Source organism: Streptomyces sp. NPDC030798 (assembly GCF_055572275.1).
Map to the genome: position 1 here is coordinate 673,902 of NZ_JBVIDR010000001.1, position 14,862 is coordinate 688,763.

10 protein-coding genes are annotated in these 14,862 nt (G+C 71.2%); 7 read left to right on the top strand and 3 right to left on the bottom strand.

Annotation, left to right across the window (positions count from 1 at the left end; all coding sequences use genetic code 11):
• The first annotated feature begins 260 nt into the window (after positions 1–260).
• From metH to ACZ404_RS03130, 4 genes are all read left to right on the top strand, one after another.
• Positions 261–3,770: a methionine synthase gene (gene metH, locus ACZ404_RS03115; RefSeq protein ID WP_468435529.1), complete on the top strand. Its 3,510-nt coding sequence runs from the start codon at positions 261–263 to the stop codon at positions 3,768–3,770.
• Positions 3,771–4,049: 279 nt separating this feature from the next.
• The gene (locus tag ACZ404_RS03120) at positions 4,050–4,778 is read left to right on the top strand and encodes an HAD family hydrolase (protein ID WP_468435530.1); all 729 of its coding nucleotides are present in this window, start codon (positions 4,050–4,052) and stop codon (positions 4,776–4,778) included.
• Positions 4,779–5,190: 412 nt separating this feature from the next.
• Positions 5,191–6,795: an ABC transporter substrate-binding protein gene (locus tag ACZ404_RS03125; RefSeq protein WP_468435531.1), complete on the top strand. Its 1,605-nt coding sequence runs from the start codon at positions 5,191–5,193 to the stop codon at positions 6,793–6,795.
• Positions 6,796–6,860: 65 nt separating this feature from the next.
• Positions 6,861–8,441, top strand: coding sequence for an ABC transporter substrate-binding protein (locus ACZ404_RS03130; protein ID WP_468435532.1), 1,581 nt, complete (start codon positions 6,861–6,863; stop codon positions 8,439–8,441).
• Positions 8,442–8,499: 58 nt separating this feature from the next.
• On the opposite strand, the gene ACZ404_RS03135 is transcribed toward ACZ404_RS03130, so the two are convergent.
• Both ACZ404_RS03135 and ACZ404_RS03140 read right to left on the bottom strand, forming a co-directional pair.
• A complete protein-coding gene (locus ACZ404_RS03135) occupies positions 8,500–9,171 on the bottom strand; it encodes a response regulator (RefSeq protein WP_014671700.1) in 672 nt (223 codons plus the stop codon).
• A 14-nt stretch (positions 9,172–9,185) separates the two neighbouring features.
• On the bottom strand, positions 9,186–10,124 hold the full coding sequence (locus tag ACZ404_RS03140) for a RecB family exonuclease (RefSeq protein WP_468435849.1): 939 nt from the start codon (positions 10,122–10,124) through the stop codon (positions 9,186–9,188).
• Between the two features lie 494 nt (positions 10,125–10,618).
• Here ACZ404_RS03140 and ACZ404_RS03145 point away from each other — a divergent pair, with 494 nt between their 5' ends.
• The 3 genes from ACZ404_RS03145 (at position 10,619) to ACZ404_RS03155 (ending at position 14,128) form a co-directional block, all read left to right on the top strand.
• The gene (locus ACZ404_RS03145) at positions 10,619–12,376 is read left to right on the top strand and encodes a site-2 protease family protein (protein WP_468435533.1); all 1,758 of its coding nucleotides are present in this window, start codon (positions 10,619–10,621) and stop codon (positions 12,374–12,376) included.
• A gap of 38 nt (positions 12,377–12,414) precedes the next feature.
• Positions 12,415–13,317, top strand: a complete 903-nt coding sequence (locus ACZ404_RS03150; protein ID WP_289935715.1) for a tRNA (adenine-N1)-methyltransferase — start codon at positions 12,415–12,417, stop codon at positions 13,315–13,317.
• A gap of 229 nt (positions 13,318–13,546) precedes the next feature.
• A complete protein-coding gene (locus tag ACZ404_RS03155; RefSeq protein WP_468435534.1) occupies positions 13,547–14,128 on the top strand; it encodes a hypothetical protein in 582 nt (193 codons plus the stop codon).
• Between the two features lie 139 nt (positions 14,129–14,267).
• On the opposite strand, the gene ACZ404_RS03160 is transcribed toward ACZ404_RS03155, so the two are convergent.
• Positions 14,268–14,570 carry a ferredoxin gene (locus tag ACZ404_RS03160; RefSeq protein ID WP_468435535.1) on the bottom strand — a complete coding sequence of 101 codons (303 nt, stop codon included), beginning with the start codon at positions 14,568–14,570 and terminating at the stop codon, positions 14,268–14,270.
• Between the last annotated feature and the right edge of the window lie 292 nt (positions 14,571–14,862).

Genomic DNA, 14,862 nt, shown 5'->3' on the forward strand with positions numbered 1-14,862 from the left:
CACCCTGTTCGGCAATGTCGAACACTACCGGTCGCTGTCGACCCACCGCCAATGACCCGTCGACAGCTGTTACATGGGCGGTGGCCCGCGCGTCGCCGCTCGGCCGTCCGGCCCGGTCACCCGCGGCCCCGGCGTCCGCCTCGTGGACGCCGCTGCCCATCCAAGCCCAAGCCCGGTTACCCTGACGCCGTGCCCCGTGCCCGGCCCCCGTCCGGGCAAGCCGCATAGCCGACAGCCGTCGCACCCCAGGGAGCCCCTTCATGGCCTCGTTGCCACCGACCCCTTCCGCCGACAGCCGGACCCGTGCGTCCGCGCTCCGGGACGCGCTCGCCACCCGTGTGGTGGTGGCCGACGGAGCGATGGGCACCATGCTCCAGGCCCAGGACCCGACCCTCGAGGACTTCCAGCACCTCGAAGGCTGCAACGAGATCCTCAACATCACCCGTCCGGACATCGTCCGCTCGGTCCACGAGGCGTACTTCGCCGTGGGCGTCGACTGCGTGGAGACGAACACCTTCGGGGCCAACCACACGGCCATGGCGGAGTACGACATCGCCGACCGGGTGTACGAGCTGTCCGAGGCCGGTGCCCGCATCGCCCGTGAGGTGGCCGACGAGTTCTCCGCCGACGGCCGCCAGCGCTGGGTCCTCGGCTCCATCGGCCCCGGCACCAAGCTGCCCACCCTCGGCCACATCGGGTACACCACCCTCCGCGACGGCTTCCAGGCCAACGCCGAGGGCCTGCTCACCGGCGGCGCCGATGCCCTGATCGTGGAGACCACCCAGGACCTCCTGCAGACCAAGGCCTCCGTCCTGGGTGCCCGCCGCGCCATGGAACGCCTCGGCATCGAGGTGCCGCTGCTGTGCTCCATGGCGTTCGAGACCACCGGCACGATGCTGCTGGGCTCGGAGGTCGGCGCCGCGCTGACCGCGCTGGAGCCGCTCGGCATCGACATGATCGGCCTGAACTGCTCGACCGGCCCCGCCGAGATGAGCGAGCACCTGCGGTACCTGACCCGGCACTCCCGCATCCCGCTGCTGTGCATGCCGAACGCCGGCCTGCCCGTCCTCACCAAGGACGGGGCGCACTTCCCGCTCGGTCCCGAGGGCCTGGCGGACGCGCAGGAGAACTTCGTACGCGACTACGGCCTCTCCCTCGTCGGCGGCTGCTGCGGCACCACCCCCGAGCACCTGCGCCAGGTCGTCGAGCGCGTCCAGGGCGTCACCCCGAGCGAGCGCCGGCCCCGGCCCGAGCCCGGCGCCGCCTCCCTCTACCAGTCCGTCCCCTTCCGCCAGGACACCTCCTACCTGGCCATCGGCGAGCGCACCAACGCCAACGGCTCCAAGAAGTTCCGCGAGGCCATGCTGGAGGGCCGCTGGGACGACTGTGTCGAGATGGCCCGCGAGCAGATCCGCGAGGGCGCGCACATGCTCGACCTGTGCGTGGACTACGTCGGCCGCGACGGCGTCGCCGACATGGAGGAACTCGCCGGCCGCTTCGCCACCGCCTCCACCCTGCCGATCGTGCTCGACTCCACCGAGGTCGACGTGATCCGGGCGGGCCTGGAGAAGCTCGGCGGCCGCGCGGTGATCAACTCCGTGAACTACGAGGACGGCGCCGGCCCCGACTCCCGCTTCGCCAAGGTCACCCAGCTGGCGAAGGAGCACGGCGCCGCGCTGATCGCGCTGACCATCGACGAGGAGGGCCAGGCCCGCACCCCTGAGAAGAAGGTCGAGATCGCCGAACGGCTGATCGAGGACCTGACCGGGAACTGGGGCATCCACGAGTCGGACATCCTCATCGACACCCTGACCTTCACCATCTGCACCGGTCAGGAGGAGTCCCGCAAGGACGGCCTCGCCACCATCGAGGCGATCCGCGAGCTGAAGAAGCGCCACCCGGCCGTGCAGACCACGCTGGGCCTGTCCAACATCTCCTTCGGCCTCAACCCGGCCGCCCGCATCCTGCTGAACTCCGTCTTCCTCGACGAGTGCGTCAAGGCGGGCCTGGACTCCGCGATCGTGCACGCCAGCAAGATCCTGCCCATCGCCCGGTTCAGCGAGGAGGAGGTGCAGACCGCCCTCGACCTCATCCACGACCGGCGCAGCGAGGGCTACGACCCCCTGCAGAAGCTCATGCAGCTCTTCGAGGGCGCCACCGCCAAGTCCCTCAAGGCCGGCAAGGCCGAGGAGCTGGCCGCCCTCCCGCTGGAGGAGCGCCTCAAGCGCCGCATCATCGACGGCGAACGCAACGGTCTGGAAGCCGACCTGGACGCCGCGCTCCAGGACCGCCCCGCCCTCGACATCGTCAACGAGACCCTGCTGGACGGCATGAAGGTGGTCGGCGAGCTGTTCGGCTCCGGCCAGATGCAGCTGCCGTTCGTGCTGCAGTCCGCCGAGGTGATGAAGGCGGCCGTTGCCTACCTCGAACCGCACATGGAGAAGTCGGACGCCGAGGGCAAGGGCACGATCGTGCTGGCCACCGTGCGCGGCGACGTGCACGACATCGGCAAGAACCTCGTCGACATCATCCTGTCCAACAACGGCTACAACGTCGTCAATCTGGGCATCAAGCAGCCCGTCTCCGCGATCCTGGAAGCCGCCGAGGAGCACCGGGCCGACGTCATCGGCATGTCCGGCCTCCTGGTGAAGTCCACCGTGATCATGAAGGAGAACCTCGAGGAGCTCAACCAGCGCGGCCTCTCCGCCCGCTTCCCGGTCATCCTCGGCGGTGCCGCCCTCACCCGCGCCTACGTCGAGCAGGACCTGCACGAGCTCTACGAGGGCGAGGTCCGCTACGCCCGCGACGCCTTCGAGGGCCTGCGCCTCATGGACGCCCTGATCGGCGTCAAGCGGGGCGTGCCGGGGGCGAAGCTGCCGGAGCTGAGGCAGCGCCGGGTGCGCGCGGCCACCGTCGAGGTCGAGGAGCGGCCGGAGGAGGGGCACGTCCGCTCCGACGTCGCCACCGACAACCCGGTGCCCACCCCGCCCTTCTGGGACACCCGGATCGTCAAGGGCATCCAGCTCAAGGAGTACGCGAGCTGGCTCGACGAGGGTGCGCTGTTCAAGGGCCAGTGGGGTCTGAGGCAGGCCCGCACCGGTGAGGGGCCCTCGTACGAGGACCTGGTCGAGACCGAGGGCCGGCCCCGCCTGCGCGGCCTGCTCGACCGGCTGCAGACCGAGAACCTGCTCGAAGCGGCCGTCGTCTACGGCTACTTCCCCTGTGTGTCCAAGGACGACGACCTGATCATCCTGGACGAGCGGGGCAACGAGCGCACGCGCTTCACCTTCCCGCGCCAGCGCCGCGGCCGCCGGCTGTGCCTGGCCGACTTCTTCCGCCCGGAGGAGTCGGGGGAGACCGACGTCGTCGGTCTCCAGGTCGTCACCGTCGGTTCGCGCATCGGCGAGGAGACCGCCAAGCTGTTCGAGGCCAACTCCTACCGCGACTACCTCGAACTGCACGGGCTGTCCGTCCAGTTGGCCGAGGCGCTCGCCGAGTACTGGCACGCCCGCGTCCGCGCGGAACTCGGCTTCGCCGGCGAGGACCCGGCCGCGATGGAGGACATGTTCGCCCTGAAGTACCGGGGCGCCCGCTTCTCCCTCGGCTACGGCGCCTGCCCCGACCTGGAGGACCGCGCCAAGATCGCCGAACTCCTGCAGCCGGAGCGCATCGGCGTCCACCTGTCGGAGGAGTTCCAGCTCCACCCCGAACAGTCCACGGACGCCATCGTCATCCACCACCCGGAAGCCAAGTACTTCAACGCCCGCTGACCCCTCCGGGGGTTCGGCCGTCGCCACCTGCCGGCCGCTCCGTGTCCGGTCGGCGCGCGAGCGCGGGTGGGTGGACGGCCGGTCGCGCAAATCCCCGCGCCCCTGCGGGGGCAGACCGATTGGCCCTCCGGCCTGCGCCGGGGGTGATTTTCGGGATACCCCAGGGCGCGAGGGATAAACGAGGCGCTTTGCACGGCGGAGTCGTACACTGGTCGGTCCACTGCAGGCCGGTTCCCGTGCGGGAACCGGCCTGGTCGTCCCTCAAGGAGGTGCGCCCGGATGACCAGCACGGTCCCCGCGCTCGGAACCCGTACGGCCGAAGGCTCCGCCCTGCAGGCGGTGCTCCTCGACATGGACGGCACCCTGGTGGACACCGAAGGCTTCTGGTGGGACGTCGAGGTCGAGGTCTTCGCCACTCTCGGCCACACCCTCGACGATTCCTGGCGGCACGTCGTGGTCGGCGGCCCCATGACCCGCAGCGCCGGCTTCCTCATCGAGGCCACCGGCGCCGACATCACCCTCGCCGAACTCTCGGTCCTGCTCAACGACGGTTTCGAGGCCCGCATCGGCCAGGCCCTGCCGCTCATGCCCGGCGCCGCCCGGCTCCTCGCCGAACTGCACGAGCACGCCATCCCCACCGCCCTGGTCTCCGCCTCCCACCGGCGCATCATCGACCGGGTCCTGACCGTGCTGGGCCCCCGCCACTTCTCCCTCTCCATCGCCGGCGACGAGGTCTCCCGCACCAAGCCCTACCCCGACCCCTATCTGCTCGCCGCCGCGGGGCTCGGCGTGGACCCGGCCAGATGCGCGGTCGTCGAGGACACCGCCACCGGCGTCGCCGCGGCCGAGGCCGCCGGCTGCCACGTGGTGGCCGTACCCTCGGTCGCCCCCATCGTCCCCGCCGAGCGGCGCACCGTCGTGAGCACCCTCGAAGAGGTCGACCTCGCATTTCTACGCGGGCTGATGACGGAAATGCCCCAGCCCTTCACCCAGCGTGCGAAGCCTTAGTCCATTGGCCGCGTTGGACAAAATTCCGAGGAAGTACACCCAGGTGGAATTCCCGGCCGTCCGACCGGCCGAATTCCGGTAAGCGCGACCACAGTTGGGAGTGTGACGTTCCCCACTCCCGTCCGGCTCGACATCGTTGCCCAAGTGTGCTGACCGCCCCGCGTCGGGGCCGCCGGCCCTGCCCTTGTGTCCGGATTCATGGAACGCTGCACCAATCCTGCCGCTGTCGGGTGTTCGGTGTGTCCGCAACCGGTTTCACTCCGTGATGGCCTCTCCGCTCCCACGGCTGTGAACCGTCCCGCAGGTGCGGACTAATCTCGTCCGCGAGAACATCGCCGCAACCCCCGTGATCCGCCGCACCACCCATGCATGCCGGGTACACGGACCCGAACAGCTCTGGAGAAACTCCCGCATGAACCGCAAGACTTTGGTGCTGCCGGCAGTCGCCGGCCTGCTGACGCCGGTTCTCGCCGCGTGCGGCGGATCCGACAGCGGGAGCAAGAGCGGGAACGCCATCGTCGTCGGCACCACGGACCGGTTCACCGCCACGAGCGACGCCCCCGCGCCCCTGGACCCCGCCTACGCCTACGACGTCGGCACCTGGAACATCCTGCGCCAGACCGTGCAGACCCTGATGACCCAGCCCAAGGGCGAGGGCGACCCCGTGCCCGACGCCGCCGAGAGCTGCTCCTTCACCGACAGTGGCAACGAGCGCTACGCCTGCAAGCTGCGCGAGGGCCTGAAGTTCTCCAACGGCGACAAGGTCACCGCCGCGGACGTCAAGTACTCCATCGAGCGCGCCCTGCGCATCAAGGCCGACAGTGGTGTCTCCGCCCTGCTCAACACCATCGACACCATCGAGACCCAGGGCGACCGCGAGGTCGTCTTCCACCTCAAGACCGCCGACGCCACCTTCCCGTACAAGCTGTCCACCCCGGTCGCCGGCATCATCGACCCCAAGGACTACGAGAAGGGCAAGCTGCGCGACGGCTTCGACGTCGACGGCTCCGGCCCCTACACCTTCAAGGCCGACGTCAAGGACAACGCGATCGTCAGTGGCACCTTCACCAAGAACCCCGACTACAAGGGCTATGTGAAGGTCAACAACGACCAGGTCGTGCTCCGCTCCTACGACGACGCGCAGGCCATGGGCGAGGCGATCGACAGGGGCGACATCGACGTCATGACCCGCACCATGTCCCCGGCGCAGATCCAGAAGCTCGACGCCGGCTCCGACGAGAAGGTCGACCTCGTCGACATGCCCGGCCTGGAGATCCGCTACCTGGCCTTCAACACCAACGCCCCCAGCGTGAAGAACAAGGCCGTCCGCCAGGCCATGGCCCAGGTCATCAACCGCGGCGAGCTCGTCTCCAAGGTCTACGGCACCCAGGCCGAGCCCCTCTACTCGCTGGTCCCGGCCACCGTCACCGGCCACTCCAACTCGTTCTTCAACACCTACGGCAACCCCAGCGCCGCCAAGGCGAAGGACGTGCTCACCAAGGCCGGCATCACCACCCCGGTGAAGCTCACGCTGCACTACACCACCGACCACTACGGCCCGGCCACCAAGCAGGAGTTCCAGATCCTGCAGAAGCAGCTCAACGCCAGCGGCCTGTTCGACGTCAGCATCCAGGGCCACCCCTGGGCGACGTTCCGGCCCGCCGAGCAGAAGGGCCAGTTCGACGTCTACGGCATGGGCTGGTTCCCCGACTTCCCCGACGCCGACAACTTCCTCGCGCCCTTCCTCGACAAGGACAACTTCCTCGGCTCGCCGTACTCCAACAGCACCATCCAGCACACGCTGATCCCGGACTCCCGCCGCGAGGCCGACCGGCTCAACGCCGCCAAGACCCTGACGCGGATTCAGGACATCGTCGCCGACGACGTCCCCGTGCTGCCGCTGTGGCAGGGCAAGCAGTACGTCGCCGCACGGGACGACATCACGGGCGTCTCCTACGCCCTCAACTCGTCCTCGACGCTGCAGCTCTGGGAGCTCGGCCGCGGTGTGAACGGCTGACACTCCTGTGCCCGGGGCCCGGGACGGCGGCCCCGGGGTGACCGACCGACGACAAGGCACATGCTGTGAACATGCGCAACCAGTGGCCGGTCCTGCCCATCGTGGCGGGGCTGGCCTCCGGCCTGTTGACCGGCTGCGGCGCGGACACCGGTGACTCCGGGGGCACCGGCTCCTCCGTGGTGATGGGGACGTCCGACGACGTCCTCGCCACGGACCCGGCATCCGGCTACGACCCCGGATCCTGGCTGTTGTTCAACAACGTCTTCCAGTCGCTGCTCAGCTTCCCCAAGGGAGCGACCGAGCCGCAGCCCGAGGCGGCGAAGAGCTGCACCTTCACCGACGGCCGGGCCATGGTCTACCGGTGCGAGCTCGAGCCGGGCCTGAAGTTCAGCAACGGTGACGACCTCACCTCCGCGGATGTGAAGTTCTCCTTCGACCGCATGCTGAGGATCAACGACTCGGCCGGCCCGGCCATCATGTTCCCCATGCTCGACAAGGTCGAGACACCCGACGCCAAGACGGTCGTCTTCAGGCTCAAGGTCCCCGACGCCACCTTCCCGAGCAAGATCGCCTCCGGCGCCGGTTCCATCGTCGACCACCGCCAGTACGACGCGGGCCACCTGCGCACCGACGGCAAGGCCGTCGGCTCCGGCCCCTACACGCTGGACTCCTTCGACAAGGACCGGGCGGTCTTCTCCGTCAACCCCGCCTACCACGGCACCGCCAAGGTGAAGAACTCCGGCGTCACCCTCAAGTTCTTCCACGGCGACCGCACCGCCCTGAAGAAGGCCATCGAGAACGGCGACGTCGACATCGCCTACCGCGGCCTGACCGCCGCCGACATCGCCGGCCTCGACCGGCAGGACGGCACCAAGGGCATCGACGTCATCGAGGGCAGCAGCGCCGAGGTCCAGCACCTGGTCTTCAACATGAACGACCCCGTCGCGGGCAAGCTCGGCGTGCGCAGGGCCATGGCCCACCTCATCGACCGCGACGCCCTCGTCAGGGACGTCTACCGGGACACCGCCACCCCGCTGTACTCGATCGTCCCGGCCGGCATCGCCGGCCACAACACCGCCTTCTTCGACACCTACGGCGCCCGCCCCTCCAGGGCCAAGGCCGCCGCCGCGCTGCGCGAGGACGGCATCACCGGCAAGGTGAAGCTCACCCTGTGGTCGACGCCGTCCCGCTACGGCCCGGCCACCGACGAGGAACTGAAGGCCATCGCCGCCCAGCTCAACGCCAGCGGACTGTTCCGGGCCGACGTGAAGTCCGTCCCCTTCGACCAGTACGAGAAGGACATCGCCCACGGCAAGTACGGCGTCTACGTCAAGGGCTGGGTGCCCGACTACCCCGACGCCGACAACTTCACCGCGCCCTTCTTCGGCGAGGGCAACGTGCTGGGCAACCACTACACCAACAGCACCATCACCGGGACCCTGATCCCCGGCACCGCCGCCCAGAGCGACCGCGCCGCCACCGACAAGGACTTCGGCAGGCTGCAGGACATCGTGGCCGACGAACTGCCCGTCCTGCCGGTCTGGCAGGCCAAGCAGTACGCCGTCGTGCGCGACGGCGTCTACGGCCTGGAGTACTGCCTGGACGCCTCCACCGTGTTCCGGTTCTGGGAACTGAGCAAGAGCTGACCGCCCGACACGCGTGAAGGGCGCCCCCTGCCCAGGGGGCGCCCTTCGCACATCGCCGTCACTGCGCGCCGGGACGCACCAGCCCGCTCTCATAGGCGTACACCGCGGCCTGCACCCGGTCGCGGAGCCCCAGCTTGGTCAGCACATGCCCCACATGCGTCTTCACCGTCGTCTCACTGACGAACAGATCCGCGGCGATCTCCGCGTTCGACAGCCCGCGCGCCACCAGCTTCAGCACCTCCACCTCACGGTCGGTGAGGGTGTGCAGGGTGTCCGGCACCGGCTCCTCACCCGACGGCAGATGAGTGGCGTACTTGTCCAGCAGGCGCCGGGTGATGCTCGGCGCCAGCATCGCCTCACCGGCCGCCACCACCCGGATCGCCTGCACCAGCTCGTTCGCGGGCGCGTCCTTCAGCAGGAACCCGCTCGCCCCCGCGCGCAGCGCCTCCACCACGTACTCGTCCAGATCGAACGTGGTCAGCACCAGCACCTTCGCCGGGCCGTCCCGGCCGGGCCCGGTGATCTGCCGGGTCGCCTCCACCCCGTCCATCCGCGGCATCCGGATGTCCATGAGCACGACATCCGGCTGCAGTGCGCGCACCTGGTCGAGGGCCTGCAAGCCGTCGCCGGCCTCGCCCACGACCGCGATGTCCTGCTCGGCCTCCAGGATCATCCGGAAACCGGTACGCAGCAGGGGCTGGTCGTCGACCAGTAGGACACGGATGGCCACGTGACACTCCTTCGCTAGTCCGGCCCCATTCTGCCCTGACCAACGGCACCGGAACCGGCCGCCCTCGGCGTGAGCGGATAGGGCGGGGGAGTGCCGCCGAACTCCGGGCAGTGCGCCTGGTGGTCGCACCATCCGCACAGCTTCGTCGGCCGTGGCCGCCAGTCCCCGCTCTCCGTGGCCGACCGGATCGCCTCCCACAGCGCCAGCAGCTTGCGCTCCACCCGCTCCAGGTCCGCGAGCACCGGGTCGTAGGTGAGCACGTCCCCGCTGCCCAGATACACCAGTTGCAGCCGCCGCGGCACGATCCCCTTCAGCCGCCACACCACCAGGGCGTAGAACTTCATCTGGAACAGGGCACCCTCCGCGTACTCCGGCCGCGGCGCCTTGCCCGTCTTGTAGTCGACGATCCGCACCTCGCCGGTCGGCGCGACGTCCACCCGGTCGATGATCCCGCGCAGCCGCAGCCCCGACTCCAGCTCCGCCTCCACGAACAGCTCCCGCTCGGCCGGCTCCAGCCGCGAGGGATCCTCCAGCGTGAACCAGCGCTCCACCAGCCGCTCGGCCTCGGCGAGCCACTGGGCCAGGCGCTCGCCCTCCGGGTCGTCGGCGAACAGCTCATCGACCTCCGGCCTGCTCTCCCGCAGCCGGTCCCACTGACCGGGGATCAACGCCTTCGCCCGTGGCGCGGTGCGCTCCGCGGCCGGCGCGTCGAACAGCCGCTCCAGCACGGCATGCACCAGCGTGCCCCGGGTGGCCGCCGCGCTCGGCTTCTCCGGCAGGCGGTCGATCACCCGGAACCGGTACAGCAACGGACACTGCATGAAGTCACTGGCCCGAGAAGGCGACAGCGACCGCGGCACCCCACCGCCCCGCGCCCCCTCACCGGCACCCGGTGCCCCGGCTGCGGCGGTGACCGGCCCTGCCGCGTCGACCGAGGCGGCGATCGGCGCCATGCCCTCGGCCGACGCGGGGCCGGGATGCGCCGTCCCGGCCGGGATGACGGACGGCTCTGTGCCCTCGGTCGACGCAGCGGTCGGTGTCGCGCCCTCGGCCGACGAGGTGTCCGGACCGGCGGCCCCGGCTGCCGGGGTGGCCCCCGGGCTCCCCCCGGGCACCGGCTCCGTCGCGGCCACCGGGTCCGCGGCCACCGGGTCCGCATCGGCCGCGGAACCGACCCCTGGCGCGGCGCCCGCCCCTGTCACCGGGTCCGCCCCTGCCGGCTCCTCTGCTCCGCCCGGCAGGGCCCCCGCGTCCTCGATGCTGCTGTCCATGACCACAGACCATACGGGTCGGCACTGACAGTCACCCAGCCACGGGCCGCGTGGACACACGACGACGGGGCAAACACAAGGGAGCCGGGGCGGAACGTGCCACCACGGCCGCATACCATCGACCCGAGACCCTTCCGCCCGGCAGGCGCGAAGGACGCTTCGAACGAGGGGACACCGTGGACGTGAGCGGCGGAAACGGGCAGCCGCGGTCCGGCGACGACGAGCCGGCCGAGCACCCCGCAGGTCCAACGCCCCCGGCACCCCGACCCACCGACCCCGACCCGGCGCCGCCCCCGGCCCCCCAGGGCGAGGACACCGGCGCGGCACCCCCCGAGCCGACGAAGGACGAGGCCGCCCCGCCCCGAGCGCCGCACGACGCCGGTCCGGCCGCCCCGCCCCGAGCGCCGCACGACAAGGACACCAGCACCGCAACCCCCGAGCCGCCGCACGGCGAGGAAACCCGCGGCGCAACCCCCGAGCCGCCGCACGACCGGACCACCCCGGCCAAGCCCCCGCAGCCACAGCAGCCGCCGCACGGCGAGTCCGCCCCGGTCGCCGCGTCTCCGCAGCCGCCGCACGGCGAGTCCGCCCCGGTCGCCGCGTCTCCGCAGCCGCCGCACGGCGAGGACCTGCCGGCCGGCAGCCCTGGGGCGACGCGCTCCGAGAGCCGCCGGCACGTCGCCCCCGAGAAGGCCCCCGCAGGGCAGCGCACCGGCCCCGGCGAGCAGCGGACCCTCGCTCAGTCCGGGATCGCCAAGGGGGAACCCCCGCAGCGGCCCAAGGAGCCGGGGGGCGGGCTGCTGATGGGGCGGCCGTTCGGCGTGCCCGTGTACGTGGCGCCCAGCTGGTTCCTCGTGGCCGCGCTCATCACCTGGGTCTTCGGCGGCCAGCTCGATCGCGTGCTGCCCGGACTCGGCGCGGCCCGCTACCTCGTCTCCCTCTTCTTCGCCGTCGCCTTCTACGCCTCCGTCCTGGTCCACGAACTGGCCCACACGGTCGCCGCCATCCGCTTCGGACTCCCCGTCCGCCGCATCCAGCTCCAGTTCTTCGGCGGCGTCTCCGAGATCGAGAAAGAGGCCGAGACCCCCGGCCGCGAATTCGTCCTCGCCTTCGTCGGCCCCCTGCTCTCCCTCGTCCTCGCCGGCGTCTTCTACCTCGCCATGAAGCCGGTCCAGCCCGACACCGTCCCCGGCGTCCTCCTCGCCGGCCTGATGATCTCCAACCTCATCGTCGCCATCTTCAACCTCCTGCCCGGCCTGCCCCTCGACGGCGGCCGCATGCTCCGCGCGGTCGTCTGGAAGATCACCGGCAAACCCATGACCGGCACCGTCGCCGCCGCATGGGTCGGCCGCGCCCTCGCCCTCACCGTCCTGATCGGCCTGCCCCTGCTCAACCGCTCCGGCACGTTCGGCGGCAGCGGCCAGGACAGCAACGGCATGGACACGGTCACCGACGCCCTGCTCGCCGCCATCCTCGCCGCCATCATCTGGACCGGCGCCGGCAACAGCCTGCGCATGGCCCGCCTGCGCGAACACCTCCCCGAGCTCCGCGCCCGCGCCCTCACCCGCCGTGCCGTACCCGTCGAGAACGACACCCCCCTCTCCGAGGCCCTGCGCCGTGCCAACGCCGCCGGCGCCCGCGCCCTCGTCGTCGTCGACGCCGACGGCAACCCCCTCTCCCTCGTCCGCGAGGCCGCCATCGTCGGCGTGCCCGAACACCGCCGCCCCTGGGTCGCCGTCAGCGGCCTGGCCCAGGAGCTCACCGACGGCATGCGCGTCTCCGCCGAGCTGGCCGGCGAGGAACTCCTCGACACCCTGCGCGCCACCCCGGCCACCGAATACCTCGTCGTCGAGGAGACCGGCGAGATCTACGGCGTCCTGTCCGCGGCCGACGTCGAACGCGCCTTCGTGAAGGCCATGGCCCGCCCCTCCTGATGGTCGGCGGCCCCCTCAGGTGCCGGTAGGCTGGTCACATGTCCGAACCGACCGGTGCCGCCCGCAGGCGCGGGCCCTTCAAGGTCGGGGACCAGGTACAGCTGACCGACCCCAAGGGCCGCCACTACACGTTCACGCTCGAAGCCGGGAAGAACTTCCACACCCACAAGGGCTCCTTCCCGCACGACGAACTGATCGGCGCTCCCGAGGGCAGCGTTGTCCGCACCACCGGCAACGTCGCCTACCTCGCGCTGCGCCCCCTGCTCCCCGACTACGTCCTGTCCATGCCCCGCGGGGCAGCCGTCGTCTACCCGAAGGACGCGGGGCAGATCCTCGCCTTCGCCGACATCTTCCCCGGCGCCCGCGTGGTGGAGGCCGGCGTCGGCTCCGGCTCGCTCAGCAGCTTCCTGCTGCGCGCCATCGGCGACCAGGGCATGCTGCACAGCTACGAGCGCCGCGCCGACTTCGCCGAGATCGCCCAGGCCAACGTCGAGCGCTACTTCGGCGGCCCGCACCCCGCCTGGCGGCTCACCGTCGGCGACCTCCAGGACAACCTCTCCGACACCGACGTCGACCGCGTCATCCTCGACATGCTCGCCCCCTGGGAATGCCTCGAGGCCGTCTCCAAGGCCCTCGTCCCCGGCGGCATCCTGTGCTGCTACGTGGCCACCACCACCCAGCTCGCCCGGACCGTGGAGTCCATCCGGGAGATCGGCTGCTTCAACGAGCCGACCGCCTGGGAGACCATGATCCGCAACTGGCACATCGAGGGCCTCGCCGTCCGCCCCGACCACCGCATGATCGGCCACACCGGCTTCCTCCTCACCGCCCGCCGCCTCGCCGACGGCGTGGAGCCGCCCATGCGCCGCCGCCGCCCCGCCAAGGGCGCCTACGGCGAGGACTACGCCGGTCCCAACGCCGACGGCGGCACCGGCCGCTGACAGCCGTTCCCTCCGGCACCACAACGCACGGGCGCCGTGACCGAGTTCCCCACCTCACCCGGGAACCCCGGCACGGCGCCCGCACGTTGACACGGCACCACGTGCGTACGACCGCGCGCGGGCCCCACGCCCACGCCAACCCGTACCGACCCCGCCGTTCCCCCGCACTGTGACGTGTGGCACCATGCTGGCCACCCCACCGGCACAGCCCTCACAGGAGACACTCCTAGTGCAGCAATCCGCCGTTCCGGAGCTCGCCCACACGCACACCCGGCCCATCCACTGGGTCGCCACCGCCACCGCGGTCGCCGGCGTCATCGCCCTGTCCTCCGTGGCGCAGCCCGGATCGGCCACGGCCGCCCAGCCGGCCCCCGGCACCGAGGCCAAGTCCGCTCCCGCCGCCGCGGCGCCGCCCGGCACCACCGGCGTGACCTTCCCCCTCAGCTGCGGACCCGTCAAAGCGATCGTCGTGAAGAAGGCCACCGGCGACCTCGACGGCGACGGCAGGCCGGAAACCGTCGCCGTCGTCCACTGCGACGCCCCCATGGGCACCCCGCCCGACGGCGTCTACGTCCTCACCCGGGGCAGCGACAACGCCAAACCCCGCGTGGTCGCCACCCTCGTCGACCCCAAGGACCGCACCACCGTCACCGACTTCGCCCTCCGCGCGCGCAGCGTCACCGCCACCCTGCTCGGCTACTCCTCGGCCGACGTACCCAGTTGCTGCCCCGACCTGAAAACCCCCACCAAATGGCAGTGGAACGGGACCGCGTTCATCCGCTCCGCCCCCGCCACGCCCCACAGCGTGTGACCCGGCCCGCCGCCCCGGCGGCACCCACCGGGCCCCACGCACGCGCGCCCCACCGGCGGCCGACACCGGCACCCACGCGCGCGTGGCGACCGGACAGCCGCCACTGGCACCGGCACCGCGACCGGCCGACCGAGCGGACCTACTCCGCCTCCGGCCCGTAGACCTCTACCCCGTCCGCGACCCGGCGCACATGAATGCACTCGCCGGGACACTCCTTCGCCGAGTCCACCACATCCGCCAGCAGCGGCAACGGCACCGGCACCGTCGCCCCCCTGTCCTGAAGCAGCTCCTCGTCCGCGCCCTTGACATACGCCAGCCCGTCGATGTCCAGCTCGAACACCTCAGGCGCGTACTGCGCGCAGATCCCGTCGCCGGTGCACAGATCCTGATCGATCCACACCTCCAGCGCCTCGCCGCCCGGGGCCTCCTGCTGCACGGTCACCTCTCCTGCCGTCGGATCGCCGGACGGCCCGCCCGGCGCGCACGCCAGCCCGGTCCGCACCAGCGGCTGTTGAACACCCCCGACCCTACCTCCGCGCCCATCACCCCCACGTTCGGGCGAGAACGGGTTTCCGCCCCGCCCTCGCGGGTACGAGCGCTCGACCGGGGAAGGGAGCCCCGGACACCGGGACGGCCGCTTTCCAGCCGCCCCGGCCGTGACGCCCACCGCCCGACCCGTCGCTCTGCGTGATGATCGCGCGAGCGCTCGCACCCCTGCCCACCTACCGGACGAC

Coding starts and splice junctions, on each gene's coding strand:
- metH (WP_468435529.1), top strand. CDS start 261: ATGGCCTCGTTGCCACCGACCCCTTCCGCCGACAGCCGGACCCGTGCG.
- ACZ404_RS03120 (WP_468435530.1), top strand. CDS start 4,050: ATGACCAGCACGGTCCCCGCGCTCGGAACCCGTACGGCCGAAGGCTCC.
- ACZ404_RS03125 (WP_468435531.1), top strand. CDS start 5,191: ATGAACCGCAAGACTTTGGTGCTGCCGGCAGTCGCCGGCCTGCTGACG.
- ACZ404_RS03140 (WP_468435849.1), bottom strand. CDS start 10,124: ATGGCGCCGATCGCCGCCTCGGTCGACGCGGCAGGGCCGGTCACCGCC.
- ACZ404_RS03150 (WP_289935715.1), top strand. CDS start 12,415: ATGTCCGAACCGACCGGTGCCGCCCGCAGGCGCGGGCCCTTCAAGGTC.